The following is a 24,599-nucleotide window of genomic DNA, read 5'->3' as shown; positions in this document are numbered from 1 at the left end:
CTCTAGCTGTGATTCGGCAAGGTAAGGATTTCGGCTCCGTCGTCGGTGATGGCGATCGTGTGTTCGCTGTGCGCCGTCCGGCAGCCTGTCGCACTTCGGAGCGTCCACCCGTCGGCATCAGTGACGAGCTGGGCCGTGTCCGCCATGACCCACGGCTCCAATGCGAGCAGCAGCCCAGGCCGCAGCTTGTACCCGCGGCCGGGCCGTCCGTTGTTTGGAACGTGCGGGTCCTGGTGCATCGTTGATCCGATGCCATGACCGCCGAACTCGGTGTTGACCGGATACCCCGCCTCGGTGAGGACCGACCCGATGGCATAGGAAATGTCGCCGATGCGGGCGCCTGGTCCGGCCGCTGCTATCCCTGCCCTCAATGCACGCTCGGTCGCGTCGATCATCGCTACGCTTTCCGCGGGCTTTGATTCGCCCACGATGAAGCTGATGGCGGCGTCTGCGGCGACTCCGTCCTTGGAGACGGCGAGGTCCAGAGTCAGCAGGTCGCCGTCGGCAAGCGTGTAGTCGCGTGGCAGCCCGTGGAGCACGGCGTCGTTGACGCCCGTGCAGATGTAGTGTCCAAACGGCCCGCGGCCGAAGGATGGCGCATAGTCGACGTAGCAGGATTCCGCTCCCGCATCCAGGATCATGGCCTGAGCCCACCGGTCGATGTCCAGCAGGTTCGTGCCGACAGCGCTGCGGCCCTTCAGCGTGTGCAAGATGTCCGCGACCAGGGCGCCCGACACTTTTGCGCGGCCCAGTTCGGCGGGGGTGAGGATCTCGATCATGCGGCGCCCTTCTCGTGCGACCAATAACTATACCGGCCATATTATCCCGGTATTAGAATTGGAGCCATGGTCAGGTTGCCCCTCACATCCGGAGAAGTCGAGCGCGGACAGCGCCTCGGCGCCCTGTTGCGTCGCGCCAGGGGGGAGCGCTCGATGCTCGAAACCGCGCTCGCGGCCCGTGTTTCACCGGAGACCCTCCGGAAGATCGAGTCAGGCCGCGTGGCGACGCCTGCCTTCCCGACCATCGCAGCGATCGCCGATGTCCTGGGCCTTTCCCTCGACGCAGTGTGGGCCGAGATCACCCGGCCCGAACGCGGTGTTGAACCGGCCGGGCCTGTACAGAATGCAGGGGAGAGACTGGCTTCGTAAGGCGCTGCTTATGAGCTCCTGCACCTATGCGCTCTGCTGCCGCTAGGCGCTGCGGCGCTCCCGGGGGGCCACTCCGCCGAGGCGCTGCGTGACCTGACGGGCCGCGCTGGCGCAGGCTTCGCCGAGGCTCTGCAGGGTATCGGGGGAGACCCGGAACTTGGGTGCGGGGATGAGGACGGCGGCCACGATGTCGCCGCGGTGGTCATAGACGGGCGCGGCAATGCCCACCTCCTCGATGGAGGTCTCGCCGTAGTTGATGGCCCAGCCGCGCTTGCCGACTTCCTCGAGACGCTTCAGGTACTCCCCGACCGAGTGGTCATCGAGGCCTGGCAGGGTGATGGCGCCGCTGCGGAGCAGGGCGTTCACTCGTTCGGCCTGTTCCCCGGCAAGGAAAATCTGGACCGAGGCGCTGAGGGCATCGTTGTAGCGTGCGCCCAACGGGGTGGTGTGCTTGACCTGCTGGCGGCTGGCGATCTGCTCCACGCACATCGACTCGCCGCCGTTCCACACCATCAGGGCGCTGGTCTCGCCGGTGCGTTCCGTGAGTTCACGCAGCACCGGATAGGCCACGCGACGTTCCTCGAGTTCGGCCAGCAGCGGACCGGCCACCGCGATCAGGCCCAGCCCCAGCCGGAAGCGCCGTGTGTCCGGGTCCCGCTCCACCAGGTGTTCCTGCTCGAACGTGGCGAGGATCCGCGACACCGTACTCTTGTGCAGGCCCACCCGGCTGGCGATCTCGGTGACGCCCAGCATGGGCTCGTCCGCGGTGAAGCTGCGGAGTACGGCGATGGCATTGACGATCACGGAGGCGCCGCGGGCGTCGCCGTTGCCTGCATCTTTGCCTGCATCAGGGGCGGGGTTTGCGGGTTTTGCCGGGGGAGTCATGGTGTTCACTATATTTCTTCGCTGTCGTGCTTCCGGTCTTTCATTGCCGAGCGGAAGCGGGGGCGGGCATGCCCTCCCAGCCGCCCGCCGTCGTCGTACTTAACCCAAGGCTGCTAAAACGTTAGCCTTGGTGGCCACGGCCGGCGGGGGAGGGCATGCCCCGTTGTTGGCCAACTGGGGTGTTGGCCAACCGGAGGTGTCAGGCGCTGACGATGTTGTGCTCAGGGCCGAACGGGAACTTGGTGATGTTCTCGGCGCCGTCCTCGCCCACCACCAGGATGTCGTGCTCGCGGTAGCCGCCGGCGCCGGGCTGGCCGTCGAGGACCGTGATCATCGGTTCCATGGAAACCACCATGCCCGGTTCGAGCACCGTGTCGATGTCCTCGCGCAGCTCGAGCCCGGCTTCGCGGCCGTAGTAGTGGCTGAGGACGCCGAAGGAGTGGCCGTAGCCGAAGGTGCGGTTGGCGAGCAGGCCGTGGGACACGTAGATCTCGTTGAGCTCGGCGGCGATGTCCTTGCAGACGGCGCCGGGCTTGATGAGTTCCAGGCCGCGCCTGTGGACCTCGACGTTGATGTTCCACAGCTCCAGGGAACGGGCATCCGGTTCGCCGTAGAACAGCGTCCGCTCCAGTGCCGTGTAGTAACCCGAGGTCATGGGGAAGCAGTTCAGGGACAGGATGTCGTGCTCCTGGATCTTCCGGGTGGTGGCCCAGTTGTGCGCGCCGTCGGTGTTGATGCCCGACTGGAACCAGACCCAGGTGTCGCGGATCTCGGAGTTGGGGAAGGTGCGGGCGATCTCGTGCACCATGGCCTCGGTGCCGATGAGCGCCACCTCATACTCGGTGATGCCGGCGGTGATGGCGTTGCGGATGGCTTCGCCGCCCAGGTCGCCGATCCGGGCACCGTGCTTGATGACCTCGATTTCCTCGGCGGACTTGATCATCCGCTGGCGCATCGCGGCCTGGGCCACGTCCACCAGGGTGGCGGACTGGAACGCGGCCTGGATCTTGTTCCGGTTGTCCAGCGGCAGGGAGTCGTCCTCGACGCCGAGCCGGCGGACCTTGATGCCGCGGGTGCGCAGCACTTCCTGGATGCCGAAGATGAAGTTGTCCCGGCGCCAGTCCGTGTAGACGAGGTTGTCGCCGTAGCTGCGGCGCCAGGGCATCCCGGCGTCGATATTTGCGGTGACGGTGACCGTGTCCTCTTTGGTGACAACCATGGCGTAGGAGCGGCCGAAGTAGGTGAACAGGAAGTCGGAGTAGTACTTGATCGAGTGGTAGCTGGTCAGGACGACGGCGTCCAGGTCCTTCTCGGCCATGATGCTGCGGAGGCCGGCGAGGCGGCGCTCGAACTCGGCGTCGGAGAAGGTCAGCGAAACCTTCTCGCCGTTATTGAGGACCTTGAGGCGCTCGAGCTTGGCGACGTCGTTGACAGCTTCATTTTCGGTGATAGTCATGCTTGTTCCTTTTCTTTCTTGGGTGGGTGTGTCAGTGCTGCTGCAGAGGCTTCTTGGAAGTCTCCACGGCGAACAGGACTGCGATGAGGGAAACCAGTGAAGCGGCCGCGAGGTACCAGCCGGGGGCCAGTTTGTTGTGCGTGAGGCCGATGAGGAGGGTGGCCATGAACGGGGCGGTGCCGCCGAACAGGGCGTTGGAGAGGTTGAAGCTGACGGCGAAGCCGCTGTACCGGGTCTTCGTCGGGAAGAGTTCGGCCAGGAAGCTGGGCAGCGTGCCGTCGTTGAGAGTGAGCATGCCGCCCAGGAGGATCTGGACCAGGACGATCACCAGGAAGTTGCCGGTATCCAGCAGCATGAACGCCGGCACCGTCAGCAGAATGAACAGCACGGACGCGGTGATCAGCATCCGCTTGCGGCCGAACCTGTCCGAGGCGATGCCGGTGAGGAAGATGAAACCGATGTAGCTGGCCAGCGCGATGGTGGTGGCCAGGAACGACTCCCCGGCCCCGAAGCCCAGTTCCTCGGCGAGGTAGGTGGGCATGTAGCTGAGGATGACGTAGAAGCCGACGGCGTTCAGCAGCACCGCGCCGGTGGCGATGATGAGCTGCTTCCTGTTGTTCCGGAACATGTCCCTGGCGGGTGCCTTGCCGTGCTCTTCCTGCGAGAGGGCGCGGAACGCGGGGGTGTCCTCGAGCTTGGTGCGGATGTACCGGCCGATCAGGCCCATGGGGGCGGCGAGCAGGAACGGCAGGCGCCATCCCCAGTCGTGCAGCTGGCTTTCGCTGAGGACCGACGTCAGCAGTGCTGCCAGGAGGCTGCCCAGCAACAGTCCCGCCGCGGTGCTTGCGGGTACGACGGCGGCATAGAGTCCGCGGCGATGTGCCGGCGCGTACTCCACCAGGAAGGCGGAGGCGCCGGCGTACTCGCCGGAGGCGGAGAAGCCCTGGACGACGCGGACCAGCAGGAGCAGGACAGGTGCCAGGATGCCGATGGTGCCGTAGCCGGGGATCAGGGCGATGCAGAACGTGGCCACGGACATGATGACGATGGAAAGCGACAGTGCTTTCCGCCGTCCGAGGCGGTCGCCGATGTGGCCCCAAAAGAAGCCGCCCAGCGGTCGGACGAAGAAGGAGATGGCGAAGACGCCGAAGGTTGCCAGGAGTGCTGTCTGGCGGTCGGCCTCGGGAAAGAAGACCGTGGAGATGATGCCGGCCAGGTAGCCATAGACCGCGTAGTCGAACCATTCGACGAAGTTGCCGATGAAGCTCGCGGTGATGACCCGGCGCCGGGTGTCCTTGCTGACCTGCTCGACTTTGAGCTCCGGGTCAGCCGCTTGGGAAATGTGACTTGGGGGGTGTTCCATGTGTCCACCAATGAATTCTTGGGGTTGCTTCTGTTGCAACGCTGTTGCACCAGAATAAGCGTGATGCGGCTCACCCGTCAATGGATATTTTGATGATGTTTGTTGCGAGCAGCTTTGTGTGCGCACAGGAGGACTGCATCCGGAGCGGGGTGTCTTTGAGTGGCAAGGAGGGCGCGCGAGAATCTTCGGCGTTGCCTTAACCGCAACGATGTTGCTATAAACGCGCCCAACACCGGCACGCCAAGATGGAACGCTCTTTCACGTTTCGTCGCCTTTTCCCCGACGCTCTCTCACGTTTGGTCGGTTTTTTCCTGACGCGTCCTCACCCGCCCGTTCGCGGGGCGCATAGCTGTGCAGGACGTGAGGAAGCGTCCGCTTGGACGTGGCGGGATGTGAGGAAGCGTCCGCTTGGACGCGGCGGGATGTGCGGAAGGGTCTGGTCGAACCTCAGTCGTTGCGAAGGCTGTAGGTGCTGACGACGTTGCCCTTGCTGGTCCTGTACTGGTCCTTCAGTTCCAGCCTGGTCAGCGGGTCGCCGTCCTCGAACAGCCGCCGTCCGCTGCCCGCCACTACGGGATGCGTCATAAGCGTCAATTCATCCAGGATGCCCGCGAACAGCAGTTGCCGCGTCACTGAGATGCTGCCGCAAACGGCGATCTCGCCGCCGTCGTCCTTTTTAAGATCGGTGACGAAATCTTCCAGCGGTCCCTCAATCAGGAACGAGTTTTGCCACTCGAGGGGCTCCGTGAGGGTGTGCGATGCCACGAACTTTTCCACCGGGTTGATGAAAGCGGCGAAGTCCTCATCCTGTGAAGCGTTGGGCCAGTACCCCGCCCACTCCTGATAGCTGACCCGCCCCAGGACGACAGTGTCCACAGTGTTGATCATCTTGGTCAGTCCCGCGCCAAGCTCTTCATCGAAGCTGTCGAACTGGAACTTGAACGGGTCCTGCACCACGCCGTCTACGGAGTGGAACAGTCCGGCAGTCACTTTGCGCATCGGGTCCTCCAAATCGGGTCGTCAGGCATTACCGTATTCCGCCGCGGACTCAGTGGGAAGGTTTGTCGGGATGTGATAGGGCGGTCGAGTGCCTTGAGTTATTCCAATGCACTCACCGACCCCTTGCAACTCCTCTACTTAGCGTTACTATGTACTGGTAGCTAGTACTACTAAGTAGCTGGAGGAGGTGTCCGGTGGGCAAACAAATGACGGAGATGCTCAAGGGGACGCTGGAGGGCATCGTTCTTGCCCTCCTGACCGGTAAGCCGGCGTATGGGTATGAGATCACCACGCTGCTCAGGGAGAAGGGCTTCGCCGACATTGCCGAGGGCACGGTCTACGCGCTGCTGGTGAGAATCGAGCAAAAGGGTCTCGTCGACGTCGAGAAGCGTCCGTCAGAGAAGGGTCCCCCACGCAAGGTGTACACGCTCAACATCCAGGGCAATCAGTACCTGGAGGAGTTCTGGAGAACATGGAGCTTTCTGGCCGAGCGGCTCGAACAGCTCCGAGAAGGAGGGAATTAGACATGGCCATGGGATGGATAGAACAGGTCACCGGATCGCTCGAACAGAAGAAGCAGTACCGGCAGTACAAAGCGCGCGTGAAGCAGCTTCCCGCAAACTATCGCACGGCGCTCGAGGCGTTGGAGCGTTACCTGACGTACTTCGGGGCGATCACGAAGGGGGAAACCCTGGTGAAGATGCTCGAGGATCTGGCAGATCTCTTCGAGCAGAGCGCGGCGAGCGGAACCCCGATTCCGGAGGTCGTCGGGGAAGACCCCGTGGAGTTCGCGGAGACGTTCCTCCAGAACTACTCGGAGGGGCAGTGGATCAACAAGGAACGGAAACGGCTCACAGAGGCAATCGCGAGCGTCACGAAGGAGGAGGAAGTCCCATGACCATCAGTGCGCCGCGGGACCGCGGACCTGCCATCCGTGTGCAGGGCCTGGAGAAGTCCTACAAGGAATTGCATGTACTGAGCGGCGTGGACTTCGACGTGGCGCCGGGCAGCATTTTCGCTCTTCTCGGCTCGAACGGGGCAGGAAAGACCACCATCGTGAGGATCCTGTCCACCCTATTAAGGCCCGACGCCGGCACAGCCACCGTGAACGGATTCGGCGTCACGACGGAACCCGTCAGAGTCCGGGAATCCATCAGCCTGACCGGACAGTTCGCTGCGGTCGACGAAATCCTCTCGGGCTGGGAGAACCTGGTGCTGGTAGCCAGGTTGCGGCAGCTGAAAGACCCCGTCGCGGTAGCGGATGAACTCCTCGCACGCTTCAACCTCGCCGAAGCCGGATCGCGAAAGGTGTCCGCCTATTCGGGAGGCATGCGCCGTCGTCTGGACATCGCCATGAGCCTGGTCGGGCAGCCGAAGGTGATCTTCCTCGATGAGCCGACGACGGGACTCGACCCCGAAGCGCGCATCGAGGTGTGGCAGGTGGTCAAGGAGTTGGCCCGGCAGGGGACCACCGTTCTGCTCACCACGCAGTATCTCGACGAGGCCGAGGAACTGGCAGACCGAATCGCCATTCTTCATGAAGGGCGGATCATCGCGAACGGCACCCTCGCCGAGCTGACGCGGCTGCTCCCGCCGGCGGAAGTCGAGTACGTCGAGAAGCAGCCAACCCTGGAGGACATCTTCCTCGCACTGGTGGGGAAGGACGACAAAGTCGGGTCAAGTAAGAACCAGCCATGAGCAAGCATCTCTTCGGAGACACGGCCGTCCTGCTGGGCCGCTCCCTCCGCCATATCAGCCGAAGTCCAGACACGATCATCACGACGGCGATCACGCCGGTCGCGCTCATGTTGCTGTTCGTCTACGTGTTCGGCGGCGCTATCAGGACAAGCGCCGACAACTACATTAATTACCTTCTTCCCGGCATCATGCTGATCGCGATCGCTTCCGGCATCGCGTACACCGCCGTGAGGCTGTTCACCGACATGAAAAGCGGCATTTTCGAGCGGTTCCAGTCCATGCCGATCGCTCGATCGTCCGTGCTGTGGGCGCACGTGCTTACCTCGATGGTTGCCAACGCGCTCTCGCTGGTGATCATTGTGCTGGTTGCCCTGGTCATGGGCTTCCGCACCTCGGCGGGCCCGCTGGAATGGCTGGCCGTCGTGGGGATCCTCGCGCTGTTCACCCTGGCACTCACCTGGATCGCGGTCATCGCCGGCCTCTCAGCGAAGTCCGTGGACGGCGCCGGCGGCTTCTCCTACCCGCTGATCTTCCTGCCGTTCATCAGTTCGGCATTCGTCCCCACGGCCACCATGCCGGGTCCCGTGCGGGCGTTCGCCGAAAACCAGCCGGTCACCTCGATCGTCAACACCATCCAGGACCTGTTTGCGCAGCGCCCGGTCGGCGTCGACATTTGGATCGCCCTAGCCTGGTGCCTTGGGATCCTCGTTCTGGCTTACGTCTTCGCCATGGCAGCGTACCGGCGCAAGATCTCCTAGGGGCGATTTTCATCCGGGCGTCACCTTTGCTGTGATGGCGATCCGTTTACGGCGGCAGGGGACCGTTCATGGCGTCAGGGGGCCGCGGATGACGCGCAGCGCAAGGTCCGTGCCACCGTCGATGACGGCCGTTCCTGACAGGCTGGAGCGTCCCCAGAGGCCCAGATACATTTCTCTTGGTGGTGCGGTGACTGATGCCGCGACGTCCCCGTTGCCGACAGTCCATGTTGTGCCGCCGGGAACGTGAAAGGTCACTGCCTCACCCGGGTCGGGCATCCGCTGCAGCCGGAGCTGGCGCGGGGCGAACATAGCCAGGGCTTCATCGATGCCGTCGATCAGAAAGTCCTCGGCGAACTCCGGGTCAGCCAGGCCGGATGCCTGGTGGGCGTCGACGAGGTGAATGGCGTGTTCGTGTGCCTGCCGGCGCAGCCAGAAGCTGGCCGTGCGCGGGGGAGGGCCGAAGTTCCAGCACGGTGCCGCGGGGTCCAGGGCGGTCATGGTGGCAAGGAAGCCGGCCGCACCCTCGAGGAACCAGGTTGCTGCTTTGGCTCGCGGCGCGGCCGGTTCCTCGACGTACTCTCCGGCACGAACAATAGCGGCAGCCCACCGTTCTATAGAACCGATGTGGCCGAACAGTGCATCGAGAGTCCATCCCGGACAGGCCGGAACTGAACGGCCCAGCGTGCTCTCCGGCTGGCGCGCGAGCGTTTCGAGCGAACTTAGGGTTTGCGCGAGTTCGGCGAGGTAGCGTTCGGGCAACATCTGTCGAGCATATCCAGACCGGGGTTGCCCGGGGCCTCAGGTGTTCACCTGCGGGTTTTCAAACGCGGGAGGGTGGGGTTTGGGCGTCAGGAGGTGAGGAATGGGTGGGACGGGTCCTCACCCTGGGTCGGTTCGGTGGGCTGAGAGCGGTTCAACGGGGCTCTTCCCGGTGGCGCTCCAACTCGTGAGGAAGTTGAGTTGTTCCTCGGCGTGGCTTCCCGGTTCGGCAGTGTAGGCGACGACGGTGAGGCCTTCGCCGGGCAGCTCCAGTGCATCACCCGTGAGTTCGATGTCTCCGACGAGCGCGTTGTGCAGCGTCTTGCGCGCTGAGCGGTGGAAGCGGACGTCGTGCCGGGCCCAGCGGGTCGAGAATTCGGTGCTTCCGGTGGCGAGGTCACCGACGAGGCTGTTCAGGGCCCTGTCGTGCGGGTTGCGTCCGGATTCGGTGCGGAGAGCGGCGGCAAGGTCGCTGGCGAGGGTGTCCCACTGACGAAAGAAGTCACGGGAATGCGGGTCCAGGAACATGAATCGTGCGAGGTTCAGCGGCAGGGTCTCAGGGCTGAGAATGCCTGTGTAGAGGGCGAAGCAGAGGCTGTTGGCGGCGACGATGTCCATCCGTGAATTACGGACGTATGCGGGCGTACCGGTCATGCCGGCCAGGATCCGCTCGATACTCGGGCGGACTTCGGCCCGGGCCCGGCGCGTTCCCGGAGTCCGCGACGGTCCGGCGGCCTTTGCCAAGTCGAGGAGGTGGGCCCGTTCGGCCTCGTCGAGCTTAAGGGCACCTGCGAGGGACTCCAGGACGCTTTCGGAGACTCCCCGAAGGTTGCCCCGTTCGAGCCGGGCATAGTACTCGGTGCTGACGCCGGTGAGCATGGCCACTTCCTCGCGCTTGAGGCCCGCCACCCTCCTGGTCCCGCCGTAGGCGGGCAGCCCGGCCTGGGCGGGAGTGATGCGCGACCGCCGGCTCATGAGGAACTCGCGGACGTCTTTGCTGTTCTCCATGGCGTCTACGGTACGACGGCGGGCCCCGGCCTAACAGGAACTGGCAGTACACCTCACAACAGGCACTCCCGCGCGCTTGAACGAGCTGGTTTTCTTGAGGGAGTTCAGTTTCCCCTCCCTGAAAGGACAGCATGTCCGTGTCTGCTGTCAGCCCTCCGGCAACCGCGGCCCGGCCGCGCGCTTCGCTGGCGGTGGCCATGCTGGGCTTCTTCGTGGTTGCCCTGGACGCCCAGATCGTCAACGTGGCCCTGCCCGAGATCCGTAACGACCTCGGCGGCGGCCTGTCCGGCCTGCAGTGGATTGTCACCGGCTACACCCTGATGTTCTCGGCCCTGCAGCTGTTCTCCGGAACGTTCTCCGACCGGGTGGGGGCCCGCCGCGCCTACGGCCTCGGCATGATCCTCTTCACCGCGGCTTCCGCCGCCTGCGCATTCAGCCCGAGCCTGCCGGTCCTCATCGCCGGCCGGATCCTGCAGGGCCTCGGTGCCGCCATGATCACCCCCAGCTCCCTGGCGCTCATCCGGGAGGCCTACCATGACGCCGTCGATCGGCGCAGGGCGATCGTGTACTGGGGCCTGGGCGGCTCAGTCGCCGCGGCTGCCGGTCCCGTGCTTGGCGGCGTCCTCACCCAGATCGACTGGCGGCTGATCTTCTTCGTCAATCTTCCCGTCGGCGTGGCGGCCCTGCTCGTGCTGTCCCGCGTCGCCCCTTCACCCCGCCGCCCGGCGCCCTTTGACTGGTTCGGGCAATTTGCCGCCGTGCTGGCTTTGGCCAGCCTGACCTACGGCATCATCGAAGGCGCATCCGTCGGCTATGGATCGCCCGAAATCCTCGCTTTGTTCGCCGTATGTGCCGGGTCCGTGGCCGCCTTCATACTGGCGCAGGCCCGGGGAAAGCATCCCATGGTCCCGCTGGACCTGTTCCGGTCGCGGACAGTCTCCACCACCCTGGCCATCGCTCTCGTCACGATGGCGGCTTTCTACGGCGTCGTCTTCCTCCAAAGCCTCTACTTCCAGCAGCAGCGTGGGGCGACAGCGCTGGTGACGGGGCTGCTGTTTCTGCCGATGACCGGTCTGGTTGCCCTCCTGAACCCCTTCGCGGCACGGCTGATGGTCCGCTACGGGAACGTGGCAATGATCGCTGCCGGCCAACTGATCATGGCCGCGGGCCTGGCTGGCCTGTGGCTGCTCCCCGGCGACGCCCAGACACTGCTCGTGGCGCTCGTGATGGTCCCGGTCGGCGTCGGCGGTTCCTTCACCGTCCCACCGATCATCGCCCTCGTCATGGACCACGTGCCGGCAGAGAAAGCCGGGACCGCGAGCGGTGTGATCAACACAGCCCGGCAGGTCGGCGGGTCCCTCGGGGTGGCAATCTACGGCGCCCTGCTGGCCGGGCACGACTTCATGGGCGGGCTGCGCATCGGCCTCGGGACCACCGCCGTCGTCCTTCTCATCCTCACTGCCGCATCCCTGAACCTGCGGCACGCAAACTTGAACCCGGCACGGACCAGTACTACGAAACCGCCCAGCCGGCCTGCAAGCCAACACAAAGCCACCCACAAAACAGAAGGAGATCCCATGAAAAACGTGACCCTCAATAACGGCGTGCAGATGCCGATCCTCGGCTTCGGCGTCTTCCAGATCCCCGAGGAGGATACCCAGGCCGCCGTCGAAGCCGCCCTCGCCGTCGGCTACCGCCACCTGGACACGGCCGCCTCCTACGGCAACGAGGCGGCCGTCGGTGCGGCGATCAAGGCCAGCGGAATCGCCCGCGAGGAGCTCTTTGTCACCACGAAAGTCTGGATCCAGCACGCCCCGACCGGCAGCGTTGAGGACGACACGAGGCGCTCCTTCGAGCACTCACTCCGCCGGCTCGGCCTGGACTACGTCGACCTGTACCTGATCCACCAGCCGCTGGGTGACTACTACAGCGAGTGGCGTGCCATGCAGGAGATCAACAAGGAAGGCCTTTCGCGTGCGATCGGCGTGTCCAACTTCCATCCCGACCGGCTCGTGGACCTCATCGACCACAACGAGATCGTCCCGGCCGTCAACCAGATCGAGACCCACCCCTTCCACCAGCGCGAGGCTGACCAGTCGCTGATGCGCGAGCGCGGTGTCCAGATCGAATCCTGGGGACCGTTCGCCGAAGGAAAAAACAACCTCTTCACCGATCCGGTCCTCAGCGGCATCGCCGAAGCCCACGGCAAGTCCGTTGCACAGGTCGTGCTCCGCTGGCTGATCCAGCGGGACGTCGTGGTCATCCCGAAGTCCGTGCGGCCTGAGCGCATGGCCCAGAACATGGATGTCTTCGACTTCAACCTCACCGCCGAACAGATGAGCACCATCGCCGCCCTGGACACCGGTGCCAGCCTCTTCTTCGACCACCGCGATCCCGCCATGGTCAGCTGGCTGGGCGGCCGCCGGTACAGCTGACCTGGCCTGCCTTTATGTCCAAAAACCTGCCCGCCGCTGACCGGCGATCCGTCCTGCGCTCCGCGGCCGTTAGCCTTGCCGGGGCGCTGTTCGGCGCCGGCGCGGCGGGGTGCACCCCAGGGAACACGATGCCAGCTCCAGTCACACCACAAGCGAGCACTGCCGAAGGCCGGGAAACCGGCGCCAGAGTCCTGCTCGCTTACTTTTCGCGTGCAGGCGAGAACTATTACTACGGCGGCCGCCGGGACCTCGACGTCGGCAACACCGAAGTTCTGGCCGGCATGATCAGCGGTCTCATTGGCTGCGACGTTCACCGGATCGAAGCAGCGGTTCCATACCCGGATGGCTACGACGCCACCGTGGCACGTAACGTCCGCGAGCAGAATGAGGACAGCCGTCCTGAGATCGCCAACCCTCTTCCGTCCATAGACCGCTACGACACGGTGCTCCTGGCCAGCGGCATCTGGAACGTCAGAGCACCGATGATCATGACGACGTTCACCGAAAACCATGACTTCGCCGGCAAGACCGTTTACCCCATGGCCACCTACGCCGTGAGCGGGCTGGGCACCATCGAGCGGGATTACGCCGGCTCCTGCCTCGGCGCAACCCTCGGCGAGGGGCTCGCAGTCCGCGGCGAGGAAGTCGGCAAATCCAGACCCGCAACCGAGGCCTGGCTGCGGCGAACCGGCCTCATGGCCTACGCCTCCGACTTGCCTAACCCTCCGAAAGGACAACTCGCATGACGGATCCGACCCAGACCCGCGCCCAGCAACTCATCGGCGACTTCGCCCCCAAGCTTGTTGAGCTCACCGACGGCGTGCTCTTCGGGGACATCTGGGAGCGCAGCGAGCTCTCCCCGCGGGACCGGAGCCTCGTGACCGTCGCCAGCCTGATCACCAGCGGCAGCACCGAGCAGCTCCGCGGCCACCTCGGCCGGGCAAAGACCAACGGCCTGACGGAACCCGAACTGAAGGAAGCCATCGTCCACCTGGCCTTCTATGCTGGCTGGCCCAAGGCCGTATCTGCCATCACGGTAGCCAAGGAGGTCTTCGACTCCTGAAGTCTTGGATCGCAGCGGTATGTGGCTTTGTGTTGGCGAAAGATCCGAACATGGTCAGACAGACTCGAGCAGGTGGTGGTTGCTGGACGACGGCGGGACCTCCCGTCGTCCGCTTGCACTCAATATTGACTGACCCGGTTGGTTCGTGACGGGCGGGTTCCCCGGGCGTAGGATTCGGTACTCGAACGCCACAATCAGAAGGTGGGAACAATGCAGCTTGACGAGGTCGTCGGCCGGTTTCATCAAACGATGAATGAGTTTGCCAAAGGAGATCCTGAACCAGCCAAGGCAATGTTCTCCCACGGCGAGGATGGGTCCCTCGCGAATCCCTGGGGACCGCCGGTTGTGGGCTGGGACCAGGTATCTAAGGCTCTCGATTCAGCCGCTGCCCGGTTCAAGGACGGACGACTCGTTGGCGTTGATGGCCTCAGTAGGCACGTTACTTCCGAGCTGGCCGTCTTCCTCGACGTAGAACATTGGCAGGGGAGGAGCCGATATATCGCAGTTTGATTTGCGTGTAACGAGCGTCTATCGACCCGAGGGCGACACGTGGGCACTGGTGCACCGCCATGCAGATCCGGTCATTGCGCCACGTCCCCCGGACGCTGTCCTGTGAGGAAGCGTCGGGATCCAGGCGACGGGATTTGAGGAAAGGGCCTAGGGGAGTGGGGCTAGGCGGGTTGCCAGGTGCAGGCCGGCGAGCCTGCCCGTTCCCCGGGGGTCGCCGCCGCAGAGGTCGAAGATGCGCTGCAGCCGGTGGTACATCGACTGCCGCTCCAGGTGCAGCTCGCGTGCTGCCTGCGCCGTGTTGCAGCCGGAATCCAGCCACACCGTCAGGGTGTGCAGCAGCTGCGAGTTCCGCTGTTCGTCGTGCTCGAGAATTGGTCCCAGCGTCCGGCGGACGAAGTCGCGGCGGGCACCGCCGTCGATGCTCTCGGCAGCCAGCCGCTCGGCACTGAACGCGTCCGCATCCCGCACCTGCCGCGGTCCGCTGGCGGCACGGCCAGTCCGCGGCGCCAGGTCCAGCGTCCGGCGAGCCTCCGCCATGGACCAGGCGGCCTCGCCGACGCCCTGCCCCAGGGGTCCGACGGCGATCGCGGAGCCCTCCGGGACGTCGAGGTTCCCCAGCGCCTCGATCAGCGACGCCCGCGCGGCACGGGTTCCCTCGGGCGGGAGGCCGGCCAACGCGATGAGCTCCAGCTTGTCGGCATAGCTGGCAGCATGCGGGACCGAGTCCGCCAGAATCCTGTCCAGCGCCGGGCGCAGCCGGCCGGAAGCGGCGGAACGGATCATGACGGCGGCCACCGGACCGTCGACGGCGAACCCTGCCGCGGCCCCCAGCTGCTCCAGCCGCCACGGCTGGGCACCGGAATGGACGGCGCGCATCAGTTCCGCTCCCGCCAGTTCCTTCAGGCCCGGCGGCATCCGCTGCAGCAGCGCCAGGCCAAGAATGTCGACGGAGCGTTCACCGGCTACCCGGACAAACGCCGGGTCGATCCCCTCGGGCGCCTCCAGTTCCAGCCGCGCGGCCAGCACACCGCGGACCGGAACGTCGACCGCCGTCGTACTTGCCGTCGCCAAAGCGCCGGCAGTACCGCCGGCAGAACCGCCGCCGTCGGCACCCGCACTCCCCAGCGTCAGCCCCGCCGGCGAAACCAGGCGGACGCTGGTCCCGGTCTGCCCGGCGAGCACGGCGAGCACCTCATCCAGCCCGCCGCCGTGGGCGAGTTCGGCCGCCATGGCGTGGCTGATCTCGTCGCCGCGCTGCAGCAGTTCCACGGACTGGCCCACCAGGATGGAGTTGATCTCCTGCATGATGCCCACGAAGGGCGCCACCTTGCGCAGCTCGAACAGCGGCAGCCCGTTGGACTCCGCTGCGATGAGCATGGACTCGGGAATGTCGGGCAGCGTCGGCCCGGTCTCGATGGCCAGGGCGGCGACGCCGCGTCCCGCCAGTTCGCGGACGTAGTCCACCTGCCGCTTATCGCTTGCGGTGGCCAGGGCCTGGCCGCCGCTGAGGAGGAGCTCGCCGCCGCGCAGCAGGGGAGCGATGTCCAGGACCTCGCTCGAGTGGACCCACCGCACCTGCCGGCCGGGCACGCTGTCCGGGGCGGCGCGCAGCAGCGGATCGGCCGCCTGGACGGTCCGGTGCTTCAGAACGTCTTCGAGCAACACTGTTCTTACACTCCGTCATAGGCAAGGGAATTATGTTAGACAGATCGTACCTTGTTGCTGTGATGTAGCGCACATACGCTTAATGCATCCCTTCTTCCCGGAGGCTCTTCTTCCTCATACGGAGGCTTTTCCGATGCACAACTCCTCAACACCGCAGTCCGGGCCCGCAATGGAGCAGGCCGAGGACTTCGAAGCCTGGCTCCAGCCCATTCCGGAATCCGCGCGCACCCGCAAGGTGTCGGGCCAGTTCTGGATCTGGGCGGGCGCAAACCTTGCCCCGATCAACTGGGTCCTCGGCGCCCTGGGCATCAACCTGGGCCTGGGCTTTGCTGACACGGTCACCGTCCTGGTCCTCGGCAACCTGATCGGCATGCTGCTCTTCGGCTGCTTCGTTTTGCTGGGCCAGAAGACCGGCGCCACCGGCATGGTCCTGGCCCGAGCCGCTTTCGGCCGCCGCGGCAACTACCTCCCGGCCGCCATCCAGGCCCTGCTCGTGGTGGGCTGGTGCGCCGTCAACACCTGGATCATCCTCGACCTGGTCATGGCGCTCTTCGGCACCCTCGGCTGGGTGGATCCCGACGCCCACAACTACGCCTGGAAGATCGGCGTCGCCACGTTCATCATGGCCGCCCAGGTTGCCATCGCCTGGTTCGGGTACAAGGCGATTGCCGCCTTCGAAAAATGGACCGTGCCGCCCACCATCATCATTTTGGTGGTCATGTCCGCCGTGGCCTGGTTCGGCCTGAAGATCGACTGGACCTACGCCGGCCCCGCGGGCAACATCCTGGAAGGCTCCGAACGCATCGCGGCCATGAGCGCCGTGATGACGGCCATCGGCATTGGCTGGGGCATCACCTGGTTCACCTACGCCGCCGACTACTCCCGCTTCGTCAGCACCACCGTCCCCAAGAAAAAGGTCTACCTGGCCTCCGTCCTGGGCCAGTTCATCCCCGTCGTCTGGCTCGGCGTTCTCGGCGCGAGCCTGGCCACCAACAGCGGCGAAGTCGACCCCGGCAAACTGATCGTGCAGAACTTCGGCGCCATGGCGCTGCCCGTGCTCCTGATGGTGCTCCACGGACCCATCGCCACCAACATCCTGAACATCTACACCTTCTCGGTGGCCACGCAGGCCCTGGACATCACCATCAGCCGCCGCAAACTCAACCTGTTCGTCGGCGTCTTCTCGCTCATCGCCGTCGTCTTCTTCATCTTCCAGGAGGACTTCGCCTCGGTGCTGGACGCCTGGCTGATCGGCCTCGTGGCCTGGGTGGCTGCCTGGGGCGGTGTGATGCTGGTGCACTACTTCTGGCTGGAGAAGCGCTGGCCGGGCAAGGTGGATCGGCTCTTCGACGGCGTCGGCACCCGCCGGCTGCCCGTGGTCAACTGGGCCGGCGTGACCGCGCTGCTCGCCGGGATCGCGGCCACCTGGCTGTTCATGTACGGGCTCATCCCGATCATGCAGGGCCCCATCGCGGTTGCGCTGGGCGGCTGGGACCTCTCCTGGCTCGCGGGCGGACTTACCAGCGCCGCGGTGTACGCGGTTCTCGGCCCCCGGCTGCACCGGCCGTACGTAACGGTGACGGACGACGGCGGCACCTCCGCCGCGGTCAGCGCACCTGATGCTGCGCAGGCACCCCAGCCGGTTTCCGCCGTCGAACTCTAAATCCTTCTGCACCTCTCCAGTTCGCCCTCTGACGAAAGGAACCCCGGCATGAGCACCAGCGCCTTCGCGGATTCCCAGCACCCCATCACCTGGCCCGCCGGCTTCACTGCCGCCGCATCCTTCACCTTCGATGTCGACGCCGAATCCTGCGTCATCGCGCACGACCCCACCAGCACCCGGCGCATGTCGCTCATGAGCCACCAGTCGTACGGGCCCAAGGTCGCGGTGCCGCGGTTGCTGCAGATCCTCGCGCGGCAGGACGTCCGGGGGACGTTCTTCATCCCCGGCTTCACCGCCGAAAGCTACCCCGACGTGGTGCGGCAGATCGTCGACGGCGGCCACGAGGTAGCGCACCACGGGTACCTGCACGAGCCCATGCAGGGGATCGACGCAGCCACCGAGGCGAGCTACATCGACCGGGGACTCGAGGCGCTGGAGAAGGTCGCCGGGATCCGGCCGGTGGGATACCGCGCCCCGTGGTGGGAGCTGAACTGGCACTCGCCGGCGCTGCTCGCGGACCGCGGCTTCCTCTACGACTCCAGCCTGCTCGACGGCGATGCGCCGTACCGGATGTCGGTCTCCTCGGGTTCTCCCGCCGGTGCCGGCGACACCCGCGACATCGTGGAGATCCCCGTCGACTGGACGCTGGATGACTGGGAGCAGTACGCGTTCTATCCCGGTGTGACGGGCAGCGGCGTGATCGAAAGCCCGGCCAAGGTGCTGGAGATGTGGACGCTCGAGGCGCAGGCGCACCACTCGCAGGGAAGCTGCTTCGTGCTCACGAACCACCCGTTCATCTCGGGCCGGCCGTCCAAGGCTGTGGCCCTGGAACAGCTGATCGAGCGGGTCAAGGGCATGGACGGCATGTGGGTGACCACCCTGGAGCAGATCGCGGAGCACACGAAAGCGACCGTCAGCGAACTCCACACCCACGCGCGGATCGACGTGCCTGTTGCTCCCGGTTTCGGCGCCCGCTTCAAGCCGGGCCGGGTGCAGGTGCCGGCGCTCAGCTAGCGCGGCTTCGTCGAGCGCGAACGGACACCCAGGGTCCTTCGTCGGGCGCGAACGGACACTTGAGGCCCTTCAACGGAGCGCGAACGAACACTTGAGGCCCCACAGCCGGGGCTTAAGTGTCCATTCGCGCTTCCGGGGTTTCTGCACGCGCGGCGTTTTGCCAAAAAGGGCCGCTTCGAGAGTTCTTGCCTCGCCGTTTCGCCAAAAAGGGCCGCTCGAATCCACTTCAAGCGGCCCTTTTTGGCGAAACGGCTGGCGAAACGGCAAACTAGAGGCAGCGACCACCCCTCACCGCCCCCGGGGCTTCCGGACCTGCGGCGGCGCGGAGCCGGAACGAGCCTGGAAACTGCAATGATCAGACGATGAGCAGAGTGGGCGGGGCAGGACACCAGGCATCAAACTTCGACCGGCCGGCGCATCATTCACGGCTCAGGCTGCTGGTGATGGTTGTCGTCGGACTGGCTGTGGCTGTTGCGGTGGGGCTCTTGCAGACGTGGACTTATGCGCCGGCTCTGGGGTGGGCGGCCGCCTCCGCCACCTATCTCGTCTGGGTGTGGGCCATCATCGGGCGCCTGCCCGCGGCGGCCACGGCTGCCCACGCCCGGCGTGACGATCCTGGCCGGGCCGCCTCCGACGCCCTGGTCTTGGCCGCGACGGTGGCAAGTTTCGGAGGCGTTGCCCTGATCCTCGGGGATGCCTCCAACAGCGAAGGCCCAGCCAAATCGGGCATCATCGCATTGGCTCTGGGGAGCGTGGCGTTGTCCTGGTTCCTCGTGCACACGCTCTATACATTGCGCTACGCCTCCATCTACTACCGCGACAAGAGCGGCGTCGACTTCAATGAGGACAAGCCGCCGCGCTACATGGACTTCGCGTACCTGGCCTTCACCGTGGGCATGGCCTACCAGGTCTCGGATACCAACCTCAAAACGGATGCAATTCGCAGTACGGTGCTTCGCCAGGCGTTGCTGTCCTACCTGCTGGGCGCGATCGTGCTGGCAACGGTCATCAACCTGGTCTCCGGCCTGGTCCACTAAAGGGTCCTCGCCGCGAAGTCTTGCCAGAAGGGCCGGTTCGCCCGATGTGGCCGCTTCGAACCTCGTTGCCTCGTCGAGATACCAGAAAGGGCCGCTTGGAAGCCCCCTGCCGCGACGAGTTACCAAAAAGGGCCGCTTCGAACCCACTCCGAGCGACCCTTTTGGGCGCAACGGTGAAACGGTGAAACGGCAGAAAGGCGGAGCGTCAGCCGGCCGACCTGGATTTGAGCTTGGCGTACACCACGTAGTTGTCGTTGAAGAGGCCAGTGGCGGGGTCGTACCCGTCGCAGGTGATGAGCCGCAGCTCCGGACCCTTGGTGTTGCCGTATACCTCGAGCGTGGGGAAGTTGTTCTTGCTGTAGGCTGCGGCCCTGGTCATGGTGAAGACGACGGTGCTGCGGTCGGCGCGGCGCACCGTGATTTCCGCGCCGGGCTTGAGGCCGCGGAGGTTCGCGAGGACGCCCGGACCTCCATCGGTGGCGTTGACGTGGCCGAGCACCACCGCCGGGCCAGTTTCGCCGGGCGACGGCGATCCCGAATACCACCCGGCAGGCGCGCCCGGTCCGTCCGGCGGCACCTCCAGAGACCCGTTCTGCCGCAGAGCCAGCTTCACCAGCGGCGACTGCACGCCGATGGCCGGGACCGTGACGGTCGCAGGAGCAGGAGCAGGAGCAGGAGCAGGAGCAGGAGCAGGTGCCGGCCGTGCAGGGGAGGGGACCTTGGCCGCTGGGGCGGCCGCCGCCGTCGTACTTTTCGCGGGTGACGCCGGCGGGGATGTAGATGCCGGGCCGGCGGACTGCGCCGCGTCGGACTGTACGGCCCACGGCGTGCCCGGTGAAGGGGCCGACGACGGCGCCGCCGTTCCGCAGCCGCTCAGGACGAGTGCGCCGAGAAGCAGGAGGGCGGCCGCGTGCTTCTTGCGGCAGCGCGCGGGAGACGTGGCGGCGGGGAAGTCCATGCTCAGTGGTGTTCCTTCCAGCAGGCCAGGATGGTGGTGGCCACCTGGTAGGCGAAGTCGGTGTGCGTCACGTCCTGGGGGCCGACGGCGGCGGGCAGCGCGGCGGCGTTGACGTGCAGGGTGCTGCTGTCCTTGAGGAAGACGACCGACCCATCGGGGGTCTGGGCCGCCGGGAAGCCGAGGTTGGCCAGGCCCCTGATGGGTTCGGCCTTGAGTTTGCCCTGCAGGGCGTCGAAGTACTTGCGCGCCGCGGCGGGGCCTGGGGATTCCTTCACCGAGATCACGAGCGGGCCGTCGGCCAGGTGGTAGGTGCAGGTGTAGGTGGCGCCTGCCCAGTTGTCGACCGTGTGCGGCGGCTCCGTCAGGGCAAGGATGGAGGCAATGTCGTCACTGGTTTCCTGGGCGCAGATCATCTGGGAGGCTTTGGAGGGGCCGGCTGCTTGTGTTGGCGTGTGCTGGTCACCAGAGTGCGTGGCGGCTGCGCTCGCCGCTGGTGCTGTCGCCGGCACTTCCGACAGCGGTGCTGTCGCCGGCACTTCCGACAGCGGTGCTGTCGCCGGCGCTGTTGTTGCGGTTGCCGCTGCAGACTCGACCGGACTGGTGCTTCCCGCGGCTGCTGCGCAGCCGGACAGCAGGAGCGACGCGACGGCCAATGACGCCATGGTGTGGGTGCGGGCTTTCAATGCTCTGTTCATTCTCGCGTCCTGTCCTGGTGGGTCGTACGGCGGGGCTGGTCCGTCAGCGGTCCCGGAGTGGGGGACGGGCAGGAGTCCGGCGGCCGCGGAATCCCTCAAGGCGTCCGCGGCATCCGGAACCCGTGCCCGTCATCTCCCCGTCAGGGACCCGGCGCAGAAACTACGCGGCGTCGGCTGCCCCCCGGCGGCGGACGATGTAGGTTCCACCGGCAGCGGCAGCCAACACGAGGCCACCGCCCAAAGCCAGCACTCCGGCGTCGTTTTTCTGCGGAGTCTGCGCAACGCCGGTGTCAGCGCCGCCCACCGGCATGTTCATCTGGCCGACGGCAAGGGCGCCGCAGAGGGCCGGCGACGTGGCGGCCAGCGGCAGGCTGGGCACAAGGTCGCTCTTGGCGGTCTGGCCGGCGGCGCTCAGGGTTGCGGGATCCAGCCCGTGGACCACCACGACGGCGGTGCCGTTCTGCAGGGCTGCCCTGGTTTCGGCGTTGAGCGGGAAGCTGCGGTCGATCGTGTAGGCGCCGCCCTGGCCGGCGACCTTCAGGTCCAGGCCGGCTGCCGGGCTGGTGTCCCCGCTGGTGGAGAGCGTGGTGCCGATCTTGCCGTAGGCCGGGGCGCCCTCGGTGGTGGAGATGACGCCGTCACCATTCGTGTCGGCTCCGGGCGCGGGGCACTGGCCCTTGGCGCCGACGTGGATGTGCTGCACGTGCGGATACGGGGCGTCCATGAAGGTAGTGGGGAGGCCGGAGACATTGAGGACCACGTGCGCCTGGTCGCCGGTGACGTGCAGGGTGACGGTGCCCGCGGCGGAGCTGCCGTTCAGCTGGCCCAGCGTTGCCTGGTAGGTCTGATGGCCGTCGGCTGCCACGGCCGGTGCGCCGGACAGGGCAAGGGCACCGAGCGCGAGCGTGGGGACGGCCAAAAGTCGCAAAGTACTATTCATCGGAAGCGTTCTCCTTGTGCGAGTGGTTGCAGTTCTCCCGTGGATGGGACACAGGCAGTTCGGAGCGGCGCGAGGGCCGGATGGGCGAAAAGTGAGGTGGCTTACTTTTTCTTTGGTCCGTCCCGTATGTGCTTCCGCAGCAGGCGGCACGGGGCCGGGGCTTAAGTGTTCGTTCGCGCGGGAGCACGTCCTAGTGGCGCGTCTATTTACCGAAAGAGGCCGCCTCGGGACCGGTTGGGCGGCCACTTTTGGTAATCCGCCGACCTGCTTTTGGCAATCCGCCGATCGGGAAGCACCCGCCGGAGGGCATGAAAATGCCGCCCTGCGGTGTTGGGGCCATCGCAGGACGGCATGGATCAACGGTACTGTGCCGCCCTTCGCCGCAACAGCAGTTCCTCCGCTGGCGGCGCCAATCTTAACGTTTTTTTAACGCCTCTAGGCCTCAGAACGTCCGGGGCCAGTCCGCAGGCGCGGCGAGGCCCTGTCCGCTCTTACCGGACAGGGCCTCGAGCTCTAATGCGGGACCTTAGTGCCTCCTGAAGGCGTCCTTGATCTTTTCGCCGGCCTGCTTGAGGTCGGCCCTGATATGGCGGGCCCTGCCTTCGGACCGGAGCCGTTCGTCTCCGGTAGCGCGGCCGGCCGCTTCCTTGCTTCTGCCGTGGAGTTTTTCGGTGGCATTGTGGATTTTGTCACCCAAACCCATCGTGACCTCCTGTTCGGGAAAGCCGGGGCGGCCTGCTGCCGCGGCGGCCATTATCAGTCTATCGACGGCGGGCCGGGGCGGCCATGCCCACTTTGCGCGCCAGGGCGCTACCGGGAAGGGACCTGCTCCGGGTCCACTGCCGGTTCCGGTTCCAATGGACGACGACGGCGGTGCTTGGCTTCCGCTATCGCCGCGTCGAGGAGGATGAAACCGAGCAGGCTCCAGCCAAGGAGCGGCAGGAACATACCCACAAGGACCATCGCCGTGATCGCCGTCAGGATCCCGGCCCAGTGTCCGCGGACGAAAGCTCCCCGCAGAGCCGGCCGGCCCATGGCCCAGGCACTGCCGCGGGTGGGGCGGCGCTTCCACCACATCACGTATCCCCAGACCACCATCGCGGCCAGGGCGGCGGCCACAGCGAGCAGGACGAGCTGGTTCGGCAGCCCGAAGAGCAGGCCCATGTGCGCCGCGATGGCCCAGCGGGTCAGCTTCGCCGCCAGGCCGAGGTCCTTGAAATCGGCGTGGCTGGTGACCTTTTCGGTTTCCGGGTCGATGGCCACAGCGCTCGCCGTGGCGGGCCATTCCCTGCCTGCCTCGGTCACGGTCCAGGCCTTCCCCTCAGAGGCAGGCGGCTTGATGTCGACCATCGGTGCGGTGATGATGTCCGCCCTGGCGATCCGTTGGACGGTGTCGTAGGCCGCCGGGTCCGCCGCGGCACTGACGGGTGCCGACCTCGAGCCGTGGCTGGAGTGGTCACCGGCCGGTGCGGAGGCCTGTCCGTTCAAGGAGGTGGAAACGGTTGGGGTCAGCCAGCCGAGGCTGGTCCGCAGGGCCGTGATGTTGTCGCCGGCATGCGCCGACCAGGTCAGGCCGGAGGCGGAGAGGAACAGGAAGGCCGCGAGCATGACGGTGCCTGTGGTGCCGTGGAGCCAGACCGTCCTGGCCCGGCCGGACGCCGGACGGGCTTTCTGGGGTGAGGTCCGGCGTCGGCGGATCCTGTCGATCCACAACCCCAGCCCGCCGAGGGCAACCACCCATAGCCAGGAGGCGGCAAGCTCGCTGTAGATCCGGCCGGGCTCGCCGAGATTCAGGGAGCGGTGGAGGGTGGAGATCCAGGTGCGCATCGGCAGCGCGCCGCTGCTGCCGTAGGTGGTGAGGTCGCCGCGGATTTCGCCGGTGCCGGGATTCACGAAGACGGTCCTGTACTCGGACATACCCAGTGAAGGGTCCGCGAAGAGCACCCTGGTGGTGTCCTCGGAGCCGGGTGCCGGGCGCACGGCGACAGGCGTGGCGCCGCCGGCGGAGTCGATGGCTGCCTTCACCTGGGCCGACAGCGGCATCGGCTGCGCGACCGCGGAGACGTTAAGTTCCTTGGCGTAGACGGCCTGTTCCACTTGGGGCGTGACGGCGTAGAGGCCGCCGCTGAGCGCGGCGATGAGCAGGAACGGCCCGGCAAGGATTCCGGCGTAGAAGTGAAGCCGGAGCAGGAACGCGCGGAACCATCCGCGGCCCTCCGGTGCGTTGCCGGCGGGAGCGGTGGCCGGCGGGGTTTGTTGGGTGGTCCTTTGGGGGTTGGCTAATACAGTCATGGTTTTGTCTTTCGAGGTCTTGGCGGCGTTGCCGAAGTGCGCGCCGGGCCGGCTGGGCGCTGGGAGCGCTCGCTGGGATGCCCCGGTGGGATGGCCCGCTGGGATCCGCGGTGGGATGCCCGGCGGGGTGGCAGCACGGCGCGTGGCCGTGGCGCATCACATCCCGAGGCGCGTGACGCCCCGAAGCCGTGACATCCCGAAGCCGCAACATCCCGGAGCACGGCGGAATGCGTATGGGCAGTGGAATGCGTCC

At 66.0% G+C, this 24,599-nt stretch carries 25 protein-coding genes and 1 pseudogene; 13 read left to right on the top strand and 13 right to left on the bottom strand.

Translation table 11 applies throughout. The features are described from left to right. Positions 1–2: 2 nt before the first annotated feature. Positions 3–779: a type I methionyl aminopeptidase gene (gene map / locus ABRP34_RS08535; protein ID WP_353712874.1), complete on the bottom strand. Its 777-nt coding sequence runs from the start codon at positions 777–779 to the stop codon at positions 3–5. A gap of 66 nt (positions 780–845) precedes the next feature. Here map and ABRP34_RS08530 point away from each other — a divergent pair, with 66 nt between their 5' ends. Continuing rightward, on the top strand, positions 846–1,148 hold the full coding sequence (locus ABRP34_RS08530; protein ID WP_043419316.1) for a helix-turn-helix transcriptional regulator: 303 nt from the start codon (positions 846–848) through the stop codon (positions 1,146–1,148). A gap of 42 nt (positions 1,149–1,190) precedes the next feature. On the opposite strand, the gene ABRP34_RS08525 is transcribed toward ABRP34_RS08530, so the two are convergent. The 4 genes from ABRP34_RS08525 to ABRP34_RS08510 form a co-directional block, all read right to left on the bottom strand. Next, positions 1,191–2,033, bottom strand: coding sequence for an IclR family transcriptional regulator (locus ABRP34_RS08525; protein ID WP_353713335.1), 843 nt, complete (start codon positions 2,031–2,033; stop codon positions 1,191–1,193). A gap of 199 nt (positions 2,034–2,232) precedes the next feature. Continuing rightward, positions 2,233–3,489: an aminopeptidase P family protein gene (locus ABRP34_RS08520; RefSeq protein ID WP_353712873.1), complete on the bottom strand. Its 1,257-nt coding sequence runs from the start codon at positions 3,487–3,489 to the stop codon at positions 2,233–2,235. A 31-nt stretch (positions 3,490–3,520) separates the two neighbouring features. Beyond that, positions 3,521–4,852 (bottom strand): MFS transporter, encoded by a 1,332-nt coding sequence (locus tag ABRP34_RS08515; protein ID WP_353712872.1) that lies wholly within the window; start codon positions 4,850–4,852, stop codon positions 3,521–3,523. 447 nt (positions 4,853–5,299) lie between these two features. Further along, positions 5,300–5,851 (bottom strand): dihydrofolate reductase family protein, encoded by a 552-nt coding sequence (locus tag ABRP34_RS08510; RefSeq protein WP_353712871.1) that lies wholly within the window; start codon positions 5,849–5,851, stop codon positions 5,300–5,302. A gap of 194 nt (positions 5,852–6,045) precedes the next feature. Here ABRP34_RS08510 and ABRP34_RS08505 point away from each other — a divergent pair, with 194 nt between their 5' ends. The 4 genes from ABRP34_RS08505 to ABRP34_RS08490 are packed head-to-tail and all read left to right on the top strand — an operon-like array spanning position 6,046 to position 8,307. After that, a complete protein-coding gene (locus tag ABRP34_RS08505) occupies positions 6,046–6,375 on the top strand; it encodes a PadR family transcriptional regulator (protein WP_353712870.1) in 330 nt (109 codons plus the stop codon). A gap of 2 nt (positions 6,376–6,377) precedes the next feature. After that, positions 6,378–6,749, top strand: coding sequence for a DUF1048 domain-containing protein (locus tag ABRP34_RS08500; protein ID WP_353712869.1), 372 nt, complete (start codon positions 6,378–6,380; stop codon positions 6,747–6,749). After that, on the top strand, positions 6,746–7,549 hold the full coding sequence (locus tag ABRP34_RS08495) for an ATP-binding cassette domain-containing protein (protein WP_353712868.1): 804 nt from the start codon (positions 6,746–6,748) through the stop codon (positions 7,547–7,549). The genes ABRP34_RS08500 and ABRP34_RS08495 overlap by 4 nt, the downstream gene beginning before the upstream one ends. Next, positions 7,546–8,307 carry an ABC transporter permease gene (locus ABRP34_RS08490; protein WP_353712867.1) on the top strand — a complete coding sequence of 254 codons (762 nt, stop codon included), beginning with the start codon at positions 7,546–7,548 and terminating at the stop codon, positions 8,305–8,307. The genes ABRP34_RS08495 and ABRP34_RS08490 overlap by 4 nt, the downstream gene beginning before the upstream one ends. Positions 8,308–8,373: 66 nt before the next feature. Here the strand turns inward: ABRP34_RS08490 and ABRP34_RS08485 are convergent, their stop codons facing one another. Together ABRP34_RS08485 and ABRP34_RS08480 are read right to left on the bottom strand one after the other, a co-directional pair. Beyond that, positions 8,374–9,069 carry a maleylpyruvate isomerase family mycothiol-dependent enzyme gene (locus tag ABRP34_RS08485; RefSeq protein WP_353712866.1) on the bottom strand — a complete coding sequence of 232 codons (696 nt, stop codon included), beginning with the start codon at positions 9,067–9,069 and terminating at the stop codon, positions 8,374–8,376. A 117-nt stretch (positions 9,070–9,186) separates the two neighbouring features. Beyond that, a complete protein-coding gene (locus ABRP34_RS08480) occupies positions 9,187–10,074 on the bottom strand; it encodes a helix-turn-helix transcriptional regulator (RefSeq protein ID WP_353712865.1) in 888 nt (295 codons plus the stop codon). Positions 10,075–10,205: 131 nt separating this feature from the next. On the opposite strand from ABRP34_RS08480, the pseudogene ABRP34_RS08475 reads away from it, so the two are divergent. The 5 genes and pseudogenes from ABRP34_RS08475 to ABRP34_RS08455 all read left to right on the top strand — a co-directional run. Further along, positions 10,206–11,456: pseudogene (locus ABRP34_RS08475) on the top strand (DHA2 family efflux MFS transporter permease subunit); the annotation flags it as partial. Between the two features lie 195 nt (positions 11,457–11,651). Next, the gene (locus ABRP34_RS08470) at positions 11,652–12,509 is read left to right on the top strand and encodes an aldo/keto reductase (protein ID WP_353713334.1); all 858 of its coding nucleotides are present in this window, start codon (positions 11,652–11,654) and stop codon (positions 12,507–12,509) included. A 128-nt stretch (positions 12,510–12,637) separates the two neighbouring features. Next, positions 12,638–13,255 carry a flavodoxin gene (locus tag ABRP34_RS08465; protein WP_353712864.1) on the top strand — a complete coding sequence of 206 codons (618 nt, stop codon included), beginning with the start codon at positions 12,638–12,640 and terminating at the stop codon, positions 13,253–13,255. Further along, positions 13,252–13,572, top strand: a complete 321-nt coding sequence (locus tag ABRP34_RS08460) for a carboxymuconolactone decarboxylase family protein (RefSeq protein WP_353712863.1) — start codon at positions 13,252–13,254, stop codon at positions 13,570–13,572. The genes ABRP34_RS08465 and ABRP34_RS08460 overlap by 4 nt, the downstream gene beginning before the upstream one ends. A gap of 210 nt (positions 13,573–13,782) precedes the next feature. Then, a complete protein-coding gene (locus tag ABRP34_RS08455) occupies positions 13,783–14,082 on the top strand; it encodes a hypothetical protein (RefSeq protein ID WP_353712862.1) in 300 nt (99 codons plus the stop codon). Positions 14,083–14,229: 147 nt separating this feature from the next. Here the strand turns inward: ABRP34_RS08455 and ABRP34_RS08450 are convergent, their stop codons facing one another. After that, the gene (locus tag ABRP34_RS08450; protein ID WP_353712861.1) at positions 14,230–15,747 is read right to left on the bottom strand and encodes a PucR family transcriptional regulator ligand-binding domain-containing protein; all 1,518 of its coding nucleotides are present in this window, start codon (positions 15,745–15,747) and stop codon (positions 14,230–14,232) included. A gap of 133 nt (positions 15,748–15,880) precedes the next feature. Here ABRP34_RS08450 and ABRP34_RS08445 point away from each other — a divergent pair, with 133 nt between their 5' ends. From ABRP34_RS08445 to ABRP34_RS08435, 3 genes are all read left to right on the top strand, one after another. Then, positions 15,881–17,410 (top strand): cytosine permease, encoded by a 1,530-nt coding sequence (locus ABRP34_RS08445; RefSeq protein WP_353712860.1) that lies wholly within the window; start codon positions 15,881–15,883, stop codon positions 17,408–17,410. Between the two features lie 48 nt (positions 17,411–17,458). Next, positions 17,459–18,424, top strand: coding sequence for a polysaccharide deacetylase (locus tag ABRP34_RS08440; RefSeq protein WP_353712859.1), 966 nt, complete (start codon positions 17,459–17,461; stop codon positions 18,422–18,424). A 362-nt stretch (positions 18,425–18,786) separates the two neighbouring features. After that, positions 18,787–19,461, top strand: coding sequence for a DUF1345 domain-containing protein (locus tag ABRP34_RS08435; RefSeq protein WP_353712858.1), 675 nt, complete (start codon positions 18,787–18,789; stop codon positions 19,459–19,461). A gap of 205 nt (positions 19,462–19,666) precedes the next feature. Here the strand turns inward: ABRP34_RS08435 and ABRP34_RS08430 are convergent, their stop codons facing one another. The 5 genes from ABRP34_RS08430 to ABRP34_RS08410 form a co-directional block, all read right to left on the bottom strand. Further along, positions 19,667–20,419 carry a class F sortase gene (locus ABRP34_RS08430; RefSeq protein WP_353712857.1) on the bottom strand — a complete coding sequence of 251 codons (753 nt, stop codon included), beginning with the start codon at positions 20,417–20,419 and terminating at the stop codon, positions 19,667–19,669. A 2-nt stretch (positions 20,420–20,421) separates the two neighbouring features. Then, positions 20,422–21,114 (bottom strand): hypothetical protein, encoded by a 693-nt coding sequence (locus tag ABRP34_RS08425; RefSeq protein WP_353712856.1) that lies wholly within the window; start codon positions 21,112–21,114, stop codon positions 20,422–20,424. A gap of 160 nt (positions 21,115–21,274) precedes the next feature. Next, positions 21,275–22,054 (bottom strand): hypothetical protein, encoded by a 780-nt coding sequence (locus tag ABRP34_RS08420; RefSeq protein WP_353712855.1) that lies wholly within the window; start codon positions 22,052–22,054, stop codon positions 21,275–21,277. A 526-nt stretch (positions 22,055–22,580) separates the two neighbouring features. After that, positions 22,581–22,757, bottom strand: coding sequence for a CsbD family protein (locus tag ABRP34_RS08415; RefSeq protein ID WP_353712854.1), 177 nt, complete (start codon positions 22,755–22,757; stop codon positions 22,581–22,583). A gap of 107 nt (positions 22,758–22,864) precedes the next feature. After that, complete coding sequence (locus ABRP34_RS08410; protein WP_353712853.1) at positions 22,865–24,346, bottom strand: PepSY domain-containing protein; 1,482 nt, start codon at positions 24,344–24,346, stop codon at positions 22,865–22,867. Between the last annotated feature and the right edge of the window lie 253 nt (positions 24,347–24,599).

It is taken from the genome of Arthrobacter sp. K5, from assembly GCF_040448525.1.
Taxonomy (GTDB): Bacteria; Actinomycetota; Actinomycetes; order Actinomycetales; family Micrococcaceae; genus Arthrobacter; species Arthrobacter globiformis.
This window is presented reverse-complemented; position numbering and strand designations above follow the sequence as displayed.